Genomic DNA, 18,886 nt, shown 5'->3' with positions numbered 1-18,886 from the left:
TCTCTAAATTTTTAAAAGATGAAAAATTTAAATGGAATGAAGAGTTTCTCTTCATTAGAAAACAAAAAACTGGATTTGAACAGTTCTACAGCAGTATTAGGTAGTTTGGAAGGCCCTAAGTATATCATGTCTAATTTTCTGGATGAAAACGGATGTAGAGATGTTGACTACTACCACGGTGGTAAATGGCGCGCAAGATTTTACGATTGTTCAGGTTGTTAATCCTTCAATTTTAAAGAAATGAAAAAGTTAACAGGAATGAAGGACTTTTCTGCTTTAGAAGAGAAGAAAGTCGACTTGAATGTCATCGGTGGATTAGCCATGTCGATGAACCAGGGTATCTATGAAATCCAATCAAACTTCGTAGATGCACATGGTTGCCACGATGTAGATGTGTATGATGGAAATGGCGGTGCATACTTATCAAGAGTATGGATCAAAGACGGACGATTCCCTCACTTTGATTAAACCCGATCTCATTTTTCACACATTTTTTAAGTGTAGGCTGCTTGCAAAAGCAGCTTACATTAAAAAAGCATAATCCTTAATATACCAAACCATTTAAAAGTATGATTTTAATCATCTCAAAAAACAATGAAACCACGACCACAACGGTCATAAAATGGCTTCAGGCATTACATAAGCCCTTTATCCGCATTCATGAAGATGAGGTTTTTGAAATCCATACTTCTAAAAAAAGAATTGTTTTAAAAAGTCAGCGGAATCAATTTTTTCTGGACGAAATAAGCGCGGTATGGTATAGACGGGGAGGTATGGTATTTAATGAACTAAAATATCATAATCAAGCTGTAGATCGCTACATGTTTGAGGTACAACATTGGTTAACGGATTATGTAATCCAGACTCTGGAAGGAAAGAAACACCTGAACAAGCAAAGCAACAGCCATGTAAACAAACTGTTGGTTTTGGAAAAAGCAAAAGAAGCAGGATTGGATGTACCGGACTACTTTTTAGCGGAGGATATGCAAGATGTTATCCTCAATCGGACTATTGTAAAGCCCATCTCCGGAACACCGATAATAGATGATATTCAGGAAAACCAGAGTGGAATCATGTATACATCGCTGATCGAGCAAAAGCAAGAATCAGATTTCTATATTTCTTTTTTTCAGGAGAAGATCGAAAAAGATTTTGAAGTAAGAAGCTTCTTTTTAAACGGAGAAATTTACTCGACAGCTATTATCTCACAAAACGATGAAAAGACCCAAATAGATCATAGAAGATACAATACGCAGACCCCCAATAGAAATGTACGATATAAACTTCCGGCAGAAGTAGAACACAAAATTAATGTATTGATGCAATCCTTAGACTTAAACAGCGGTTCTCTGGATTTTATCAAATCCGGGGATAAATTTTTCTTTCTGGAAATTAATGCCATTGGTCAGTTCTTAGGGATGTCAAATACCTGCAACTATGGTTTGGAAAAAGAAATAGCAGCATACTTATAATATGGAAGACAAAGTAAAAGACCTGATAAAGCAAGAGAAGAATAAATTGCCATTGACCTTCGAATACATGGAGTTTTTTGGCAGTAAACGATCGGAGAATTCAGATTCAACTTCATCGGATTATCTGAAATGTTCATCGTATCAAACAGATTATTTATTACGCACAAAACCATTCAAACCATTGACGAGACTGCTATGAGATTCTTTAATTTGTACAGTGACATTTATATAACTAAAGGATATAACCGTATACTGATTTCTGATTTAGGAAGAAGTATTTCCAAATTATATCCCTTAGAATTACACGAACTTATAGAAGAATTAAAATCGTCTTCTATCGAATCAGTGCTTGAAAATTATGATCTCGAATCTAAAACTATTGTAGAGGAATACATCGGTTATTTATTGGAAAAGGAATACGGTTTTGTAACAGAAGGCGACTGGGATAAAAACTTCCTCCCTCTTTCTTATGAGTACCACGATCATCAACAGATCTCTAATCTGTTTATAGAAGTTGAAAAATTAGAAATACCGGCAACGTTAATACAGTCTATCGCCAACCTAAGGATCAGTCATCTGGTTATTTTTTGCAGAAGTGCAGCGTCTGCGCAGGAACTGATCGATTTTGAAAAGGCTTTTGACAATACAGCAGTGGAGGGCTTGAAGCTGTATTCAGCCTATTCACCTGAACTCAATGCAGATTTTCTTGAGAATGTTCACAATCAGACTCAGCGCATTTATCATCTGGTATTTTTTCAATGTGAGAAGACTCCGGTGCTGCAAAATACAGGCTACAGATTTACCCTGGATTTTAAAAGAGATTCGCTATCGATCCATTCCTGTGGAAAAGTAAATGTTGACTATTTCAATACAAATATGCCGAAGGTTTTGGAAGCCATAAACCATAATTCCTGCCTTCACAAAAAACTGGGAATTGATATAGATGGTAATATCAGGAATTGCCCTGTAATGCCTCAATCTTTCGGTAATATAAACACAATGACTTTAGAAGAAGTGCTGCAGCAAGGTGCTGTTCAGCAATACTGGAACATGACAAAAGATGAGATTACAGTTTGTAGAGATTGCGAATTTAGAAATGTATGTACCGATTGCAGGGCTTTTACAGAACGCTCACATTACAATGAATCTGGCTTGGATATCTCCAAACCTTTGAAATGCGGATATGACCCCTACAGCAATGAATGGACAGAATGGTCATTAAATCCATTAAAGGAAATCGCAATAACATATTATGGTTTTGAAAAATTAGCTGAAAAATAGACATGCCCAAATTTCCGTTTTATAAACAACCCGATTCCAAAGATTGTGGACCAACCTGTCTCCGTATTATCAGTAAATATTACGGAAAAATCTTATCGCTGCAGATGCTCCGCGATTTGTCCGAGACGACCCGCGAAGGCTCAAGTCTTTTGGGATTGAGTAAAGCTGCTGAGTCCATCGGATTTAAGACTCTTTCTGTAAAGATAGATTTTAAGGCTCTTGTGGAAGAAGCTCCTCTGCCCTGTGTGGTATTCTGGATGAAACAACATTTTGTTGTTGTCTATAAGATCGAAAAAAATCGCCAGGGCTATCGCATACATATTTCGGATCCAAGCTACGGGTTGATCAGTTATTCAGAAGAAGAATTTTTGCAACACTGGATCGGCAGAGGTGCGACAGATACTACAGAAGAAGGTATTGTGCTCTTATTGGAAACTACAGCACGCTTTGATCAACAGCAGGATGTTGCAGATAAATCTTTTTCGATTACAAACTATCTGAAACACTATTTTTTCAAGTATAAATCCTTTATCATTCAACTGGCTCTGGGACTGATCGGAGGAAGTCTGCTATCTTTGGTATTTCCATTCCTGACACAGAGTATAGTTGATATAGGGATTCAGAATCAGGACCTAAATTTCATCTATCTGGTGCTGTTTGCACAGATTATGCTGTATATCGGACAAATGGGAATAGAAGTTATCAGAGGATGGATTCTGTTACATCTTTCTTCCCGGATCAACATATCCATTGTCTCTGATTTCTTTATTAAACTAATGCGCCTGCCTATTAGTTTTTTCGATTCGCGGGTGACAGCAGATATTATGCAACGGATAGCCGATCATGGTCGTGTCGAACAGTTGCTCACCAATAATTCCTTACAGACAGTATTCTCACTGATCAACTTTTTGATTTTTGGTATTGTCCTGCTTTTATACAGCTATAAGCTTTTTTTAATTTATGTGGCTGGTGCTATTCTTTATTTCTTCTGGATTGCATTCTTTTTGAAAAAAAGAAGAGAATTAGACTATAAACAGTTCTCCCAGTTAGCCGAAGAGCAAGGTCAGGTCATGGAGCTGATCAACGGCATGCAGGAAATCAAAATGAATAATGCCGAAACCAATAAACGCTGGCAATGGGAAGGCATTCAGATAAAAGTTTTCCGTATTAAAATCAAGGCCCTAAAGCTTGAACAGGTACAGACAATCGGTGGAAATATCATCAATCAACTCAAAGATGTATTCATCAGTTTTGTTGCGGCAAGCTTAGTCGTAGATGGCTCGTTGACTTTAGGTATGATGCTTTCTGTCCAATACATCATCGGACAGCTGAATAGTCCGCTAACCCAATTTATGAACTTTATCAGACAGTCTCAGGATGCAAAAATTGCATTGGAGCGACTGAATGAAATTCATGGCAAGGAAGATGAGGAACTCGTGGACAACAGTTATGTGTCTGAGATTCCGGAGCAGGATATTTCCGTTTCCAATCTGACATTCCGATATAAAGGATCAACTACTGCTGTATTCGAACAGTTAAACCTCGTGATTCCATATGAAAAAACTACCGCTATTGTAGGTGCCAGCGGATCGGGAAAAACGACGCTGATGAAGCTTTTAACTAAATTTTACGATGCAGACGAAGGTGAAATCAGGATAGGTCATACCGATATACGTCATATAGCACCAAGCATGTGGCGTGCTTCCTGTGGGGTCGTGATGCAGGACGGTTATATTTTCAATGAAAGTATTGCAAATAATATTGCTATAGGAAATATTACTGTGGATAAGCAAAAGCTAAAGCATGCTGTAGAAATCGCACATATTAAAGATTTCATTGAATCCCTGCCTCTAAGTTACAATACAAAAATAGGATACGAAGGATTAGGTGTAAGCGGAGGTCAGCGTCAGCGGATGTTAATAGCACGGGCAGTATATAAATCACCTCAGTATGTGTTTTTTGATGAAGCGACATCTGCACTGGATGCAAATACTGAAAAGGTAATAACAGATAATCTGAATCAGTTCCTGAAAGGGCGTACAGCTATTATTATAGCGCATCGGTTATCTACAGTAAAAAATGCAGATAAAATAATCGTACTTGATAAAGGTAAAGTAGTAGAGGAAGGCAATCATGAACAGCTTGTATCCTTAAAAGGAGAATATTATCGGTTAGTAAAAAATCAATTGGAACTTGGAAACTAAAGGCAACATATTAGAAAATATCAATCTGCGGTCAGAGCAGGTTCAGGAGGTATTGGAAACACCACCAAATTGGCTTATTCGTTGGGGAAGCATGGTTATTCTAGGCATAATCGTCTTATTCTTTTCACTGGCCTGTATCATTAAATATCCGGAATTTATTACATCACCTATCATTATCTCCTCCCAAAATCCACCGGAGAAAATCGAAATCAGGATAGATTCACGGATTGAAAAGCTGATAGCAAAGGATCAGCAAACAGTGAAGAAAGGAGACTTACTCATGGTATTAGAATCATCGGCAGATGATAAAGACATACATCAATTGAAAGGAATTCTTGATTCCATTTCTACAAAGCACCTTTCCAAATTCCCGTTACATCTTGTATCAGGTTTCAGATTAGGAGAAGTCCAGGAAGATTACAATGCATTCGCCAAAGCGCTGGAAGAAGAAATATTGTTCAACAGCCTGCAACCTTATGCTGCAGAAGAAGTCACTGCAACAAAAGGGATTACAGATTATAAAGAACGTATCGCAAATCTGAAGCAACAACATATATTGGAATCAAGTAAATATCAGTTGACCGAAAAAAATTACAAGCGTTCTGAATCATTACATCGCGAAGGCGTAATATCTGCTCTGGAACTTGAAAACGAAAAATTAAAATTATTAGAAGCTCAGAAGAATTTCAAGAATACAGAAATCTCCATCGCTCAGCTGGAAGAGACCATTTTAAATTTCAGAAAACTGAAATCCGGCGCAGATGTGAATATTGTTAAAGAGAAAACATCCTACTCATCTGCGTCTATCCTGTTGCTTGAAAAACTAAAGAAATCCCTGCGTCAATGGGAAAGAAATTACCTGATCTATGCTTCTATAGACGGAACATTAAGCTACCTGCAGTTTTTAGGAGAAAAACAGTTTGTAAAAGCCGGAACTACATTGCTAAGTGTACTCCCGAATAACAGACAGGTAACAATAGGGCAAATGCATATAGGTGCACAGAACCAGGGAAAGATAAAAATAAATCAGAAAGTATTGATCAAGCTGGATAACTATAAATATCAGGAATATGGAATAGTAAAAGGGAAAATCAGGTCTATCGCTATGGTTCAGGATAAAGACAGTAAATACTATGTCGAGGTAAGTTTGCCTGAGGGATTACAAACCTCTTATGATAAAACTCTTGCATTTGACAAAGAATTAAGTGGAACAGCTGATATCGTCACAGAAGAGTTGACCCTTGCAGAAAGGATATTGAGTCAATTAAGGAGTTTACTTAAATACCAGGATAACTAATGTTTATATTTTTTCGATATACAGTGCTGACACTTTTGATTATGTCAGTCTCGGGCAAGATTCTGTCTGCACAACAGCGTCTTGACTTAAATCAATGTATTGCTATTGCTCTTGAAAAAAATATAGCTGTAGATAAAGCAATGTTAGCTCTTGACAACAAATCTCTGGATGTAAAAACTTACAAAAATGAAAGACTGCCTAATTTAAACGGATTTACAAATATGTTCAGCAATTTTGGGCAATCACAGGATATTTTCGGGAATAATGCGAGAAATGATAATTTTAACAGTACCCTTGGCCTGTCTTCATCCTATTCGATTCTGAATAATGGTAAACTGAAAAATTCCATTAAAAGATCACAGAAAGAAATGGAAGCCAGCAGACAGGATCTGGCCTTATTGAAAAGAGAAATAACCCTCAAAACTATCGAAGGTTATCTGAATGTATTGTTACAAAAAGAAATCTGTAAAGCTGTCGATACAGCTTTGACATTCGCTCAGCAACAGTTTGAGAAAGTTCAGAAATCAACCGACCTTGGCGCTACTTCACTGACGATATTATATGAAGCAAAAGCGAATTATGAGCGTGAAAACGAAAAGAAAAGACGGGCACACTATGCTGTAGATAAAGCAATACTGGAACTCAAACAGATCATGGCGGTGGAACAGGATCAGAATTTTGAGATCAATACAGAACTTCTGGCTTTATCGTCTTTACAGGAGTCGAATTATGAAAGTGCAGTTTTGTACGCATCCTTTTTGAAACAACATCCGGCATTGAAAAAATATGCCTTATTGAATGAAGCACTGAAATTTGATCAAAAAGCTATAAAAGCGCAACTGTATCCGACCTTAGATGCAAGTCTGACACTGGGAAGTTTTTATTTCAGTAATCTGTCTACCGGCTTTGGTAAACTTCCCTTATTTAATCAGCTCCAGAATAATTTTTCTCAGCAGATAGGTTTAACGATTAACATACCTGTATTCAATAAGAACACCGTAAAAATAGCGGTCCAAAAGAATAAGATACAGCAGGCCGAAAATGCAAAGCAATTAGAATTAGAGCAACTTACGATCAAGCAGGATTTAGAGAAAAAGTTACTGGATCTGGATAACTATCAAACTCAATATAAATTAGCTGCAAATGTACTGGATGTAACCAGAAAAGCATTTGAGTTAAGTCTGAAAAGTTATGAAGCAGGAAGAATCAGCATATACGATCTGAGCACCTCACGATCAAATCTGCTCACCTTAGAAAGTGAGCTTATACAGACAAAGTACAATGCCCTTTTTACGCAGATCATGGTTCGGTATCTGAGTACAGGTGAAATAAAACCTTAAACAAAAAGTAGTGCCACAGGTATGAGGCACTACTGAAACTTTACATAATTTTTTTTACCATTTTTCTAACCCTAATAATTTTTTTCCAAGTTCTGTCAGTTCTGCCACAGGTTGGGATTTCTCCCGCTCTAACGGATCGCCCGGAAAGGCATAACCACGGGGAATGATTTTTTCCTTCCATGAACGGATTCTCCATTCTCTCATCTTCTCATTGCTTTCTTCTGCAGGCATCATCGAAATATACTGCGCTATACGCACCTTATTATTACTGTTATTAGGACGTATACCATGCGGCTGTCTGCTGTGGAATATCAACAGATCTCCAGCTTCCATCTTGATCTTCGTCGTTGTAAAACCTGTAGTATCCGGCCTGAAATAATCCCTGTCGTCAGGTTGAGTCAGTTTCCACGTATCATATTCCCGAAATAGCTCCGGAATACATTGAAAGCCACCCATATTTTCGTCTGTCTGATCAGCAAGAGCAAGTACACCCTGTACATTCTGAGGATCTGTCTCAGGATCGTAATCCCAATGGATAAAACCTTTGTACTCGTGTCCCGGACGAATAGGGAAGTTCAGATTGGCTCTGTCAATGGTTGTCCACAGCTTTTCTGTCCCCCAGACATCCGCAAAAGCCTGATGAACTTTTGGAAACTGACGATTATCCCACAGATACTGATGATTGTAAATTTCTACCATACCTGTATTGATGAGCTCGGACATTTCTATCTGTGCACTCGCTCTGTACCATGTCTCCGGATCATCAGGAGCTTTGTTTTCATACTCCCAAAGGTAATCTGCAAGTCTTTTTGCCTGACTTTTTGGGATAGCATTTTTAATAACAATATACCCATTGTGAGACCAGAAGCTCCAGTCCTCTTCTGACAATATGCGAAGTGGTGCTCCATCTTTGCGGTCATTTAACCTGATTTCACTTGTTTTTCCAACCGATGGGTTGGACAGAACTTTCTTTTCCATCATTTGTAAATTTTATAAGCGATTAAACATATACCAAAGATGAAGAGATATAAGCCCTGTTTCTTTATCGATATTTGCCATTTATTGCTCTGTATTGACCATTATTCATTATTTTTAGAAAATATATAATAAATAAAGCGCCATGAAGATTCAAAAAGAAGAAGTAAAGTTTGAGTCTGGTCGTTCGTTCAAATTGTTTACACCTAGTTTTAGAGGCTATTTTATGTGGCATTATCATGCTGAAATAGAACTGGTATATGTAGAAGCAATAAACGGTATCCGACATGTCGGGAAGCATATTTCTGACTTTATGGACAGTGATCTGGTGTTGATCGGTTCAAATGTGCCTCACCTGAATTTTGATTATGCGATTAAGACGGAGTATGAACAGACAGTAGTTCAATTCAGAGATGACTTTCCTGACGTGCTCATAAAGTCAGTTCCGGAATTTGAAAAAATCACACAAATGCTGGAACGTTCTTACCTAGGACTTGCCTTTCATGGAGACACCAAGGCTGAGGTAGCCAGAAGACTTAAAGGTATTGACAATACGGACTCCTTTAAATCTCTTTTGGGAATAATCGAGATTCTCCAAATGCTGGCCAATTCAAAAGAAGTGGAAGTATTGAATAAAGAGAATACCCGGGTAAAATGGTTTCTGAATGATAAAGTGCGTATGGGGACAATCTATGATTATGTCAGCACCAACTATAATAAGCAGCCTGATGTAAACGAAATCGCCGGATTAGTACACTTGAATCCATCATCTTTTTGCAGATATTTCAGAAGACAAACGGACATGACATTCACAGATTTTGTAAATCACTACCGCATCAATCTGGCTAAAACCTTGTTATTGCAGGAAGAAACCATAGCCGAGGTGTGTTATAGAGTGGGATATGAAAGCATATCCTATTTCAACAAAATATTCAAAAAACTTATCGGTGAAACTCCTTCTTCCTTTAAAAAAAAGTATCTGTCAAAATGAATAAGTACGTTGTAAAGATCAGAAAATCTAAGCGATGTATTAAAAAGCCAAATATACCTGGAGGTATGGATTGACACAACTTTTTGTATCTTCGCTTCATAAAAATTATCCCCAATGCTATGCCTAAATCCAAACTTATAAAAGAAAAATTTAAAACATATACGATTCAATTTATTAAAGAAATCATTCCGGTAATTGCAGGTATTCTAATCGCTTTGTTTATAGACAATTGGAATTCCGAACGAAAAGATAAAATCTACATTAATCAGGTATTTTCAACTATAGATAATGAACTGAAAGAAACTAAAGAAGATATTAAAGCAACTATTCCTAAACAAGAATCGTTAATTGATTCCTTAGAGTTTTATTCCGACAAAAATGCCTCAGTATTAGATGTTGTTATGAAATCAAAAGGGATTTACATGCCGCAAATCAAAATTAATGCATGGAAATCTGTTTCCAGTGCGAAAATTGACTTAATTGACTACAATAAAATAACATCCCTTTCAAATATTGAAGAACTAAAAGGAACATTGAATAACAAAACCGAATTTTTAATGAATTTCCTGTATTCAAACCTGAACAATACGGATAAAGACAAAAAACAGACTTTAAAAATGTTGCTCCTGGATATTCTTCAAACCGAAAAAACACTACAAAAAAGCATTGAATTGTTTGAAAAGAAATAATAACTGAAGATTGCTAAATATCAGTTGTCCAATTAGCCCTTCCAAACCCACTAAAACAACAAAAGCAGACACTTGCATAACAGTAGTAAATATACTACCTTTGCATTGTGGAGTTAGCGATGTGTATGGCGATTTAAAGCATAAATTTTCCAGACACATTTAAACTAATTTTGTTATGAAATCAAGTGAATTCCACAGATTTTTGCGTAATAATGGCTGGAATCCTATCCGCATTAGTGGATCTCACTACATTTATGAGAAAGATGGGAGAACTTATTCCATTCCCTATCATGGTAGTAAGGAAATTGGAGAGGGCCTTCGCAAAAAGATCATGAAGGATCTGGGGCTTAAATAAGCTCCGGATCCTAATGAAAACTAAAAGACACAACATTATGAAAACCTTAAGAATTGTCATTGAACGCAGTGCTGATATGTTCAGTGCTTATGCAGAGAATGCCGAAGGTATCTATGGTGGAGGCGATACCGTGGAAGAAGCAAAACAATCCATTTTGGATGCTATAGATATTATCAAAGAACAATTTACTCCACAAAATATCCCGGCTATACTAAAAGGTGATTATGAAATTATATATCATTTTGATGTCGAGAGCCTATTAAACTACTACAAAGGAATCTTTACCAACTCAGCTTTGGAAAAAATCACAGGAATCAACCAACGCCAGTTACAGCATTATTCTTCCGGACTAAAAAAGCCTCGCCAAACTCAACTGAAAAAAATCGAAGAAGGACTTCATCGGCTTGCCGCTGAATTACAGGCAGTGGAGTTGGTATAGGATAAATAACCCTTCCAAAACCGCCGAAAATAACAAAAGCAGACACTTACGTATCTGCTTTTTAGTAGGGTGCAGTTCCGGAAAGTCTAACCTATTAGAAGATTACGAAGCCATAATGAATGCTGAGGATCTTTTCGAATAGCTAAAGCAACAGTCCCAAAATACTGATATTAGATATTTACCTTTCGAATAACCTTAAGTATTCCTCAAAAACAAATATTCTGTTACGCTTATACCCAGTTTGTTCTTTGAGTATTCCAAGATTATCAAAATCTTTTATTAATGTGTTTGCAGTTTGTTTCGTTACTTTCAGTTGGGTCATTACATCAGCGACGGTAACCACAGGTTTACTATATAAATAGGTCAGTAATGCTTTTGCATTCGGTAATCTCTTACCCAGAGACACAATAGTATCTTTCTCCATTTTATCACGTAATGCGATAATTTTAGTGAATGTGTCTATGGCACTTTTAGCCGTTTCAATGATACCAACCAAAAAGAACCTCAGCCATTGTTCAATCTTATTATCCAAGGAAACGGCCATTAAGTTGTTATAATAATGTTGTCTGTTTTTCTCAATAAAATCGGATAAATATAGAGTGGGTTTACTCAACACTTTTTTATTGATCAGGTATAAAGTGATAAGTAGTCTTCCTATTCTCCCATTCCCATCCAAAAATGGGTGTATGGCTTCGAATTGATAATGAGCTATTCCAATCCTTATCAAATGAGGAACCTGTATCTCATCATTGTTCAAAAACTTTTCCAGATCGGCTATACTTTCAGAGACAAGGCTATAATGTGGAGGTACAAATACGGCATCATTGATGGTTGCACCACCAATCCAGTTTTGACTGGTGCGAAATTCACCCGGTAGCTTATTTTTGCCCCGCACTCCTTTCAATAAAATCCGATGGGCATCCCGTATCAGTCGGGAAGACAGTGGTAGCTGTTCCAAACTTGTGATGGAGAGGTTCATCGCTTCAATATAGTTTTGCACTTCCTGCCAATCATCTTTTTGTTCAGGGCTTATATCCTTTGCTTCCATGATCGCTTCGTCCATCTTCGTCCGAGTTCCTTCAATACGGCTGGATTGCGTTGCTTCCTTTACAATATGCATTCGAATAAAAACATCCACATCTGGGACGAAGGAGGAAAAGGCATTCAATTCACCAAGTCTTAAATTGGCTTCCTCCAACAACGTATTTATTTCAGGACTTGTAACAGTCCATTCTCTATTTATAGGGTTTGGATTAAAACTTCTATAACCATATTGCTTATTAAAACTTCCTGCTTTGTAATCTTTCATTGTCATAGCTGACATCAAATTTACTAAAAATAATCTTAGTCAACGGAATTCAGTTTGTTTTGACTATACCTTTTTATAGTCAAAGATCGTGTTTAATGTATAATATGTAACTACAACAAACCGGAAGAGGGTCAAGTAGCCGAATCCTTAAGGAGAAATCGAACTTTGAAAAAAAGGCCATAACAACATCAAGGAATAGGTTTTTCAAGCAATACTACACAATAGGCTAAAATCTTGGTACAAATATCGAACTATAAATAACCCTTCCAAAAACAACAAAAGCAGACACTTCCGTATCTGCTTTTTAGTAGCGGGGAGCAGGATCGAACTGCCGACCTCAGGGTTATGAATCCTGCGCTCTAACCTACAGAAAGTGCTTATTTACAATAAGTAAAAATCCACAAAAAGTAAAATTGTAAATCATTTGTAAAGTTTTCAACTTGCATAACAACAAAAGTTTCTGTAAAAACATGTTAAGAAACATCTATTTGCACACCTTGACAAAGCAAATATACACCCCTTTGTAACTTATTAAAAATAAAAAAAAGTAAAATTTAGTTGTTTCTTATTTGCAACTTTAAGAAACATTATATAATTTTGTTTTCAATATATCAATTCAATTCATGCATCCTTAAAGTTGCGCAAATGAAATATTCAGAAACATTTAAAGATCCTTTAGCTAAGGCATTAAAGATCTTACAGGAAAAAATTCCAGAAGGTCAATCTGTTTCACTTTCTGAATTAGTAACAAAAAAAGGAGGAGAAAATAGTCTAAAGATGGCCGTGATGAAACTTATAGATGCAGGCTGGACTGAATATGAATTCACAGATGATTATAAAAATGTTAAACGATTAAAATTACCGGATTATGCAAAAGATTACTTACAAAAAGTTTGGCCAAAAGAGTCTTTTGGTTCAGCAAGTTATTGATGTTGTAAAACTCGCTTCACTCCTATTATTAGCTATAGGTCTTTATTTAGCACTTCAAATTTTAGAATCATGGATTTAAATATGAAATATTCTGTTCCATTACCTATAGAGATTTTGAAAATATATGAAGCATAAATATCCTCTAAAGACCCGAGCATTTGCAATGGAACTGTTGCACAAAAGCAACACTATTGTTGAGGTTTCACATAAAATAGGGTGCGGAATTCGTACTGTTTCTCGCTGGTACATGGATTACTTAGGATATAGAGGGAAGGAGGGGATAATTGAAGTCAAACAAAGCAAACTTAATTCCCCAAGCCCGTATCGATTGGGCTCAGCTGACAGAAGCGAAAATGAAAATTTAACATCTAATAAAATGATCTTAACCGATAAACAATGACAATAACACTAACATGGCACTTATTATTGATGATAGTCATCAGTATAATTTTAATAGTCAGAATATTCAACGAATCAGAATCCGGATTGGATCTGTCTGGTTTCATTTATGGAGTGATTCTTATCCTCGCATGGTCTATTTACGGAGGAATATTCATATGGTAACCATCGTAATTGCCCAGAAGAAAAACAAAACATTCGCTGTCGGATATTTAGATGGCTCAAATATCATCGAAGCCACAACACATAGTTACTATGGAGACGCATTAAATAATGCTGATCTAAGAAAGTTGGCTCAAATTAGTCATGGAGTAGAAGTTGAGATCAGAGAAATTGAGTTTTCTGAGTAATCCGGTTACCCGTAACCACTTATCAAAATCTTAAATTAAATTATTAAAATGAGAATATCAGAAGAAAAGATCGTCCAAATAATCGACGAAGCAATAGCTACTAATATATATGCTCAGGGCTTAGCTATGCGCTGCGATATTATCAAAGGGACTAATAAAGGCAGGGCATATATTGAATTCACACCTAAGTCAGGAGAAACGATCAAGCCGGAAGACTGGTTTTGGTTTGGGTACTATTTGAGGGAATATGTGTCATAAAAATCGGACAGCAATTTGAGAAATACAAGTTTATTAAATCCCTATTTCACAATAATAAAATTTAATCTAAACACTAAAACGTTTTCGTCTTTTTCGCAATCGATTGATGAAATTTGTTTAAATAGTTTGATCTAAATTAGATATCGTTTAAACCTCGATATTATGAAAATCTATAGTAGAAATCAATTTGTCTTGTTAGTAATAATGATAATTCATTTTGTTAGTCCCAAAATTGTAAATGCACAGTGGACAGGACCAAAAGAAAAGCCTAGAGAAAGAAAAGAGTTGAAATATGGTCCAATAACTCCTAAAAACCGAAAAGATTATGATATGAATGCTTTTAGGAACTATGGATTGGGACAATTTATACATTGGGGCGTATATGCTATTCCAGGAAATGAATGGCAAGGAGTAAGTGCAAGAAAAGGTGCTCCCGCTTCTGAATGGATCCGTTCTTGGGAAGGCCCAACCACTCCAAAAAATTGGTTAAATATATATGATAATCTATATAAACAATTCAATCCGAAAGATTTCGCTCCATCGAAATGGGCAAAGCAAGCAAAAGATATGGGAGCAAAGTACATGATATTTACAACTAAACATCATGACGGATTTGCTCTATGGCCTACTAAATACTCCACCTATAATATTTCAAAATCTCCTTACAAAAAAGATATTGTTAAAGAAGTTGTCGAAGCATATACGGCTGAAGGAATAGATGTATTCTTATATTTTTCTGTATTAGAATGGAACAATCCCAATTATATTGATAAAGCTCTTGAAACTCCTGAGGAGAAGAAGAAATTCAAAATGTTTTTAGAATATACCAGAAATCAACTATTGGAGTTACTTGAAAATTATCCACAGATAAAAGGTTTTTGGTTTGATGGAACTTGGGATGATTCATGGATCAATTCATATGAATTCACCTATAATCTTGAAAAAGAACTTCGTGAAAAACATCCCGGCCTAATTATCGGTAGCCGTTTTCGAAATGATGAATTTGGCGAAAGACACTTTGACAGCAACGGAGATCTCCTTGGAGATTATGAACAAGGATGGGAAAGAAAACTTCCCGCAAAATATGAATGGCTAAATGGAAATGATTGGGATGCAGTAATGACAATCCCACCAAATGGTTGGGGCTATATGAAAGACTGGACAGGAATTTATACCAAAACAACAAATGATCTCTTAGACATGTTAATGCGCTCAGTGTCCATGGATGGTAATTTGGTTTTGAACTTTGGACCAGATGGGAACGGAAATATGCACCCTGAAGAAGATAAAATCGCAAAGCAAATCGGTGAATGGATGAAAGTAAATAACGAAGCTGTGTATGGAGTGCGACATGTAGAACTACCAGAGCCTAAACTTGGTTATTATACACAGAAAGATTCAATACTTTACTTAACTGTCTTTAATCGGCCAGTTAACAACATCGCACGAATATCAATTCCAAATAAATTAACTAAAGTTCCTGTCGAAGCAGTGATTTTGGGGCAAAATCAACTATTAAAAATATCTCATTCTGACATTGGTATTGATCTTGATGAAAACAATTATTTCGATATCCAAATACCTACTGAATTTCAGTCTTCAAATCCATTTGTTATCAAAATGAAACTTGGGAAGTCAAATTATAAATCCCAAAAACTTATGGATGCAAAAATGTAGATAAATGCAATAGAAAAACTCTACATGCATGAATGTAATTACCAAGGTAAGGAGTAAGCTAAGTCTTACTCCTTATTGTTTAAAAATTTTTTAAATTTTTCAGGTTGCAATTCCTCCATTTCAATTCTACTTTCAATCCGCCATCCTGCAGATTCTCCATTACCAGATAATGGAACTTCAAGTTGATTTTCGTATAAATATGAATTGTAAATCTCATCAGAAGATAATCCTTTCATCTTAGGATTTAACTTAATGAAATCCTCCTTCAATTCCTCTATTTTTCTTTTAATCTGATCTCGAGTAATTTCTTGCATAATTCATTTTTTATTTAAATTGTATATTCATACTGACATTTCAGCTATTAAAGCTACACCTCAAATTCTTCAATATCTGCAATATTTTCAGTATTTACACATAAATTCTAAACAATCAGAATCAATAGAAGTTTTATACGAACTTCTATATAATACCCTAACTCGGAAACTTTACGCTTCATAGATTGTTTATAAATGGTCTACTATCATAAAGGCTAATTATAATAACTATGAAAAACCAAAGAGAGAACAAAAAAGTACAGCAAATTGATGATCATGTCATCGATAATAATGGGCGCCTTCTCACCACAAATGATGGTGTTCCAATAGAGGACAACAACAATATGCTAAAAGCAGGCGAGCGTGGGCCTGCTTTGATAGAAGATTTCATCTATCAGGACAAAATGGCTCATTTCGACAGAGAAAGAATCCCTGAAAGAGTAGTTCATGCAAGGGGGTCTGGAGCTCATGGAATATTCGAAGCTACAGCAGATATTTCTAAATATACTAAAGCTTCATTTCTTAAGAAAGGTACTGTAACACCACTATTTGTTAGGTTTTCAACAGTTGCAGGATTTAAAGGGTCTACTGATTTAGCTCGAGATGTTAGAGGTTTTTCTGTTAAGTTCTATACTGAAGATGGTAATTATGATTTGGTAGGAAATAATATTCCTGTATTTTTTATACAGGATGCTATGAATTTTCCAGATCTTGTTCATGCAGTTAAGCCGGAACCGAATAATGAAATGCCTCAAGCTGCTTCTGCTCATGATACTTTTTGGGATTTTATATCCTTGATGCCGGAAGCGGCTCACATGGTTATGTGGACCATGTCTGATAGAGCTATTCCAAGATCGTTTCGTATGATGGAAGGTTTTGGAGTTCACACATTTAAATTTGTGAATGCTGAAGGTAAAGGAACATTTGTAAAGTTTCATTGGAAACCAAAATTAGGAGTTCATTCAGTGGCATGGAATGAAGCACAAAAAATATCGGGATTTGACGCCGATTTCCATCGTCGTGATTTATGGGAGAATATTGAAAAAGGAAATTTTCCACAATGGGATTTGGGTGTACAGCTTGTCCCTGAAGAGGATGAACATAAATTTTCTTTTGATTTATTAGATGCTACGAAAATTATCCCCGAAGAATTAGTTCCGGTGGAAATAATCGGAACTATGACTTTAAACAGAAATCCGGAAAACTTCTTTGCAGAAACAGAACAGATTGCTTTCGATCCAGGTCGCATCGTTCCCGGAATAGATCTTACAAATGACCCACTTTTACAAGGTAGAGTATTTTCATATGCTGATACTCAAAACTACCGTCTTGGTGGACCTAATTTTCATGAGATTCCTATTAATCGTTCAGTGAATGGTAAATTTAACAATCAAAAGGATGGTTTTGGAAGACAGGATATTCTTAAAGGAAATGTTAGCTATTTTCCTAATAGTCTTGGTGGAGGTTGTCCTTATCACGCCATGTTAAAAGGGGAAGATGGATTTAAAAGTCATGAAGAAAAGGTTGATGGTAAAAAAGTAAGACGTAGATCTACTTCTTTTGCAGATCATTTTACCCAAGCTAGATTATTCTTTAATTCTCAATCGAAACCAGAGCAGGAACACATGATTAATGCTTATAGTTTTGAATTGTCTAAAGTTAATTCCGTTGATGTTCGCAAAAGAGAATTAGCAATACTTAATCAAATTGATAAAGAATTAGCTGCACGTGTAGGTGCTAATTTGGGAATTGAACCTGCTTCTGAATTGGATGAACTGACTCTGCAATTTGCAAGACAAAATCATCCGGAATATCCTATTAAAACTCCTAAACCGGAAGTTGAAAAATCTGCTGCATTAAGCATGAAAACCAAACCAGGAGAGGGAACCATTGAAACTAGAAAAGTAGCATTTCTAATTGCGGATGGGGTATCAAAAAAATCTATCGATAAGATGAAAACTGCACTTGAAGAAGAAGGAGCTGAAGCTGTATTAATTTCCACAAATGTAGGAAAGGTCAAGTTTAAAGAAGGTGGAACTGCAGATATAGAATTTTCATATTTAACAGAGGTCTCTGTGTGTTATGATGCATTTTATACACCTGAAGGAGATTCTGTAAGTGTATTACAAGACGAACCAGATTATTTGCATTTTATTAACGAGGGCTTCCGCCACTGTAAAGCAATAGCTTTTGCCACTGGTGCTGAAAAACTTATTGACGAAACTTATCTTAGTAAAAATAAAGATTCAGGAGTTATTTTTGAATCCGACGGAAACCTTATTGAAGATTTTATTAAAACAATGAAAGGCCATCGTGTATGGGAAAGGGAAAATACTAGAAAAGTACCTTCATAACCATTGTTTCTCTCTTATCTAGTTTGAAGGTCGTTTTTTAACGACCTTCTTTATTTTATAACCTTCCAGTTTGGATTTACTGGTATTTTTAGAATAGTATAAAAATCATTTGGATTAGAGCACTCGTCCTTAAATTTTTCCGCCACCATTCTGTCCGAAAAAGTAAATAAAGGGAGGTCATCTCCATCCAAAACTAAGTATTGAAATTCAGTAAAAGTTAAATCAATCTTTTTCATAGTTTATACAAAAAAA

21 protein-coding genes are annotated in these 18,886 nt (G+C 36.0%); 17 read left to right on the top strand and 4 right to left on the bottom strand.

Annotated features, from left to right (window positions below):
- Positions 1-18 precede the first annotated feature (18 nt).
- The 8 genes from B4B65_RS07495 (at position 19) to B4B65_RS07460 (ending at position 7,594) form a co-directional block, all read left to right on the top strand.
- Positions 19-222 carry a TIGR04139 family peptide modification target gene (locus B4B65_RS07495; RefSeq protein ID WP_293914766.1) on the top strand — a complete coding sequence of 68 codons (204 nt, stop codon included), beginning with the start codon at positions 19-21 and terminating at the stop codon, positions 220-222.
- Positions 223-240: 18 nt separating this feature from the next.
- Positions 241-468, top strand: coding sequence for a TIGR04139 family peptide modification target (locus tag B4B65_RS07490; protein WP_201680293.1), 228 nt, complete (start codon positions 241-243; stop codon positions 466-468).
- 101 nt (positions 469-569) lie between these two features.
- A complete protein-coding gene (gwsG, locus tag B4B65_RS07485) occupies positions 570-1,472 on the top strand; it encodes a grasp-with-spasm system ATP-grasp peptide maturase (protein ID WP_293914763.1) in 903 nt (300 codons plus the stop codon).
- 1 nt (position 1,473) lies between these two features.
- A complete protein-coding gene (locus B4B65_RS07480) occupies positions 1,474-1,671 on the top strand; it encodes a hypothetical protein (protein ID WP_293914761.1) in 198 nt (65 codons plus the stop codon).
- The gene (gene gwsS / locus B4B65_RS07475) at positions 1,668-2,753 is read left to right on the top strand and encodes a grasp-with-spasm system SPASM domain peptide maturase (RefSeq protein ID WP_293914759.1); all 1,086 of its coding nucleotides are present in this window, start codon (positions 1,668-1,670) and stop codon (positions 2,751-2,753) included. Before B4B65_RS07480 ends, gwsS begins: the two co-directional genes overlap by 4 nt.
- A 2-nt stretch (positions 2,754-2,755) precedes the next feature.
- Complete coding sequence (locus B4B65_RS07470; protein WP_293914757.1) at positions 2,756-4,957, top strand: peptidase domain-containing ABC transporter; 2,202 nt, start codon at positions 2,756-2,758, stop codon at positions 4,955-4,957.
- Positions 4,947-6,254 carry an HlyD family secretion protein gene (locus tag B4B65_RS07465; RefSeq protein ID WP_201680297.1) on the top strand — a complete coding sequence of 436 codons (1,308 nt, stop codon included), beginning with the start codon at positions 4,947-4,949 and terminating at the stop codon, positions 6,252-6,254. The genes B4B65_RS07470 and B4B65_RS07465 overlap by 11 nt, the downstream gene beginning before the upstream one ends.
- A complete protein-coding gene (locus B4B65_RS07460) occupies positions 6,254-7,594 on the top strand; it encodes a TolC family protein (RefSeq protein ID WP_293914754.1) in 1,341 nt (446 codons plus the stop codon). Before B4B65_RS07465 ends, B4B65_RS07460 begins: the two co-directional genes overlap by 1 nt.
- Positions 7,595-7,648: 54 nt before the next feature.
- Here B4B65_RS07460 and B4B65_RS07455 read toward each other — a convergent pair whose 3' ends face one another.
- Positions 7,649-8,572, bottom strand: coding sequence for a phytanoyl-CoA dioxygenase family protein (locus B4B65_RS07455; RefSeq protein ID WP_293914752.1), 924 nt, complete (start codon positions 8,570-8,572; stop codon positions 7,649-7,651).
- Between the two features lie 142 nt (positions 8,573-8,714).
- On the opposite strand from B4B65_RS07455, the gene B4B65_RS07450 reads away from it, so the two are divergent.
- The 4 genes from B4B65_RS07450 to B4B65_RS07435 all read left to right on the top strand — a co-directional run bounded on the left by B4B65_RS07450 (position 8,715) and on the right by B4B65_RS07435 (position 11,043).
- Positions 8,715-9,560 (top strand): AraC family transcriptional regulator, encoded by an 846-nt coding sequence (locus tag B4B65_RS07450; protein ID WP_293914750.1) that lies wholly within the window; start codon positions 8,715-8,717, stop codon positions 9,558-9,560.
- A gap of 119 nt (positions 9,561-9,679) precedes the next feature.
- Positions 9,680-10,249 (top strand): hypothetical protein, encoded by a 570-nt coding sequence (locus B4B65_RS07445; protein ID WP_201680301.1) that lies wholly within the window; start codon positions 9,680-9,682, stop codon positions 10,247-10,249.
- A 175-nt stretch (positions 10,250-10,424) separates the two neighbouring features.
- On the top strand, positions 10,425-10,604 hold the full coding sequence (locus tag B4B65_RS07440) for a type II toxin-antitoxin system HicA family toxin (RefSeq protein WP_293914745.1): 180 nt from the start codon (positions 10,425-10,427) through the stop codon (positions 10,602-10,604).
- Positions 10,605-10,641: 37 nt separating this feature from the next.
- Positions 10,642-11,043 carry a type II toxin-antitoxin system HicB family antitoxin gene (locus tag B4B65_RS07435; protein ID WP_293914743.1) on the top strand — a complete coding sequence of 134 codons (402 nt, stop codon included), beginning with the start codon at positions 10,642-10,644 and terminating at the stop codon, positions 11,041-11,043.
- 178 nt (positions 11,044-11,221) lie between these two features.
- Here B4B65_RS07435 and B4B65_RS07430 read toward each other — a convergent pair whose 3' ends face one another.
- Complete coding sequence (locus B4B65_RS07430; RefSeq protein WP_293914741.1) at positions 11,222-12,352, bottom strand: Fic family protein; 1,131 nt, start codon at positions 12,350-12,352, stop codon at positions 11,222-11,224.
- A gap of 645 nt (positions 12,353-12,997) precedes the next feature.
- On the opposite strand from B4B65_RS07430, the gene B4B65_RS07425 reads away from it, so the two are divergent.
- The 4 genes from B4B65_RS07425 (at position 12,998) to B4B65_RS07410 (ending at position 15,966) form a co-directional block, all read left to right on the top strand.
- A complete protein-coding gene (locus B4B65_RS07425; RefSeq protein WP_293914739.1) occupies positions 12,998-13,282 on the top strand; it encodes a hypothetical protein in 285 nt (94 codons plus the stop codon).
- Between the two features lie 413 nt (positions 13,283-13,695).
- Complete coding sequence (locus B4B65_RS07420) at positions 13,696-14,031, top strand: hypothetical protein (RefSeq protein WP_293914737.1); 336 nt, start codon at positions 13,696-13,698, stop codon at positions 14,029-14,031.
- 48 nt (positions 14,032-14,079) lie between these two features.
- Positions 14,080-14,289, top strand: a complete 210-nt coding sequence (locus tag B4B65_RS07415) for a hypothetical protein (protein WP_293914735.1) — start codon at positions 14,080-14,082, stop codon at positions 14,287-14,289.
- A 162-nt stretch (positions 14,290-14,451) separates the two neighbouring features.
- Positions 14,452-15,966 carry an alpha-L-fucosidase gene (locus B4B65_RS07410; RefSeq protein WP_293914733.1) on the top strand — a complete coding sequence of 505 codons (1,515 nt, stop codon included), beginning with the start codon at positions 14,452-14,454 and terminating at the stop codon, positions 15,964-15,966.
- 65 nt (positions 15,967-16,031) lie between these two features.
- On the opposite strand, the gene B4B65_RS07405 is transcribed toward B4B65_RS07410, so the two are convergent.
- The gene (locus B4B65_RS07405) at positions 16,032-16,280 is read right to left on the bottom strand and encodes a peptide ABC transporter (RefSeq protein WP_293914731.1); all 249 of its coding nucleotides are present in this window, start codon (positions 16,278-16,280) and stop codon (positions 16,032-16,034) included.
- Between the two features lie 230 nt (positions 16,281-16,510).
- Here B4B65_RS07405 and B4B65_RS07400 point away from each other — a divergent pair, with 230 nt between their 5' ends.
- Positions 16,511-18,634: a catalase gene (locus B4B65_RS07400; RefSeq protein WP_293914729.1), complete on the top strand. Its 2,124-nt coding sequence runs from the start codon at positions 16,511-16,513 to the stop codon at positions 18,632-18,634.
- 50 nt (positions 18,635-18,684) lie between these two features.
- Here B4B65_RS07400 and B4B65_RS07395 read toward each other — a convergent pair whose 3' ends face one another.
- Positions 18,685-18,870 (bottom strand): hypothetical protein, encoded by a 186-nt coding sequence (locus B4B65_RS07395; protein ID WP_293914727.1) that lies wholly within the window; start codon positions 18,868-18,870, stop codon positions 18,685-18,687.
- Positions 18,871-18,886 lie beyond the last annotated feature (16 nt).

Origin of the sequence: Sphingobacterium sp. UBA5789 (assembly GCF_002418355.1) — a bacterium.
In the GTDB taxonomy this organism is placed as follows: domain Bacteria; phylum Bacteroidota; class Bacteroidia; order Sphingobacteriales; family Sphingobacteriaceae; genus Sphingobacterium.
This window is presented reverse-complemented; position numbering and strand designations above follow the sequence as displayed.

Excerpts from the sequence above, each read along its gene's own strand:
- B4B65_RS07495 (WP_293914766.1), top strand. The coding sequence starts at position 19 with ATGAAAAATTTAAATGGAATGAAGAGTTTCTCTTCATTAGAAAACAAA.
- B4B65_RS07490 (WP_201680293.1), top strand. The coding sequence starts at position 241 with ATGAAAAAGTTAACAGGAATGAAGGACTTTTCTGCTTTAGAAGAGAAG.
- gwsG (WP_293914763.1), top strand. The coding sequence starts at position 570 with ATGATTTTAATCATCTCAAAAAACAATGAAACCACGACCACAACGGTC.
- B4B65_RS07480 (WP_293914761.1), top strand. The coding sequence starts at position 1,474 with ATGGAAGACAAAGTAAAAGACCTGATAAAGCAAGAGAAGAATAAATTG.
- gwsS (WP_293914759.1), top strand. The coding sequence starts at position 1,668 with ATGAGATTCTTTAATTTGTACAGTGACATTTATATAACTAAAGGATAT.
- B4B65_RS07470 (WP_293914757.1), top strand. The coding sequence starts at position 2,756 with ATGCCCAAATTTCCGTTTTATAAACAACCCGATTCCAAAGATTGTGGA.
- B4B65_RS07460 (WP_293914754.1), top strand. The coding sequence starts at position 6,254 with ATGTTTATATTTTTTCGATATACAGTGCTGACACTTTTGATTATGTCA.
- B4B65_RS07455 (WP_293914752.1), bottom strand. The coding sequence starts at position 8,572 with ATGGAAAAGAAAGTTCTGTCCAACCCATCGGTTGGAAAAACAAGTGAA.
- B4B65_RS07450 (WP_293914750.1), top strand. The coding sequence starts at position 8,715 with ATGAAGATTCAAAAAGAAGAAGTAAAGTTTGAGTCTGGTCGTTCGTTC.
- B4B65_RS07445 (WP_201680301.1), top strand. The coding sequence starts at position 9,680 with ATGCCTAAATCCAAACTTATAAAAGAAAAATTTAAAACATATACGATT.
- B4B65_RS07440 (WP_293914745.1), top strand. The coding sequence starts at position 10,425 with ATGAAATCAAGTGAATTCCACAGATTTTTGCGTAATAATGGCTGGAAT.
- B4B65_RS07435 (WP_293914743.1), top strand. The coding sequence starts at position 10,642 with ATGAAAACCTTAAGAATTGTCATTGAACGCAGTGCTGATATGTTCAGT.
- B4B65_RS07430 (WP_293914741.1), bottom strand. The coding sequence starts at position 12,352 with ATGAAAGATTACAAAGCAGGAAGTTTTAATAAGCAATATGGTTATAGA.
- B4B65_RS07425 (WP_293914739.1), top strand. The coding sequence starts at position 12,998 with ATGAAATATTCAGAAACATTTAAAGATCCTTTAGCTAAGGCATTAAAG.
- B4B65_RS07420 (WP_293914737.1), top strand. The coding sequence starts at position 13,696 with ATGGCACTTATTATTGATGATAGTCATCAGTATAATTTTAATAGTCAG.
- B4B65_RS07415 (WP_293914735.1), top strand. The coding sequence starts at position 14,080 with ATGAGAATATCAGAAGAAAAGATCGTCCAAATAATCGACGAAGCAATA.
- B4B65_RS07410 (WP_293914733.1), top strand. The coding sequence starts at position 14,452 with ATGAAAATCTATAGTAGAAATCAATTTGTCTTGTTAGTAATAATGATA.
- B4B65_RS07405 (WP_293914731.1), bottom strand. The coding sequence starts at position 16,280 with ATGCAAGAAATTACTCGAGATCAGATTAAAAGAAAAATAGAGGAATTG.
- B4B65_RS07400 (WP_293914729.1), top strand. The coding sequence starts at position 16,511 with ATGAAAAACCAAAGAGAGAACAAAAAAGTACAGCAAATTGATGATCAT.
- B4B65_RS07395 (WP_293914727.1), bottom strand. The coding sequence starts at position 18,870 with ATGAAAAAGATTGATTTAACTTTTACTGAATTTCAATACTTAGTTTTG.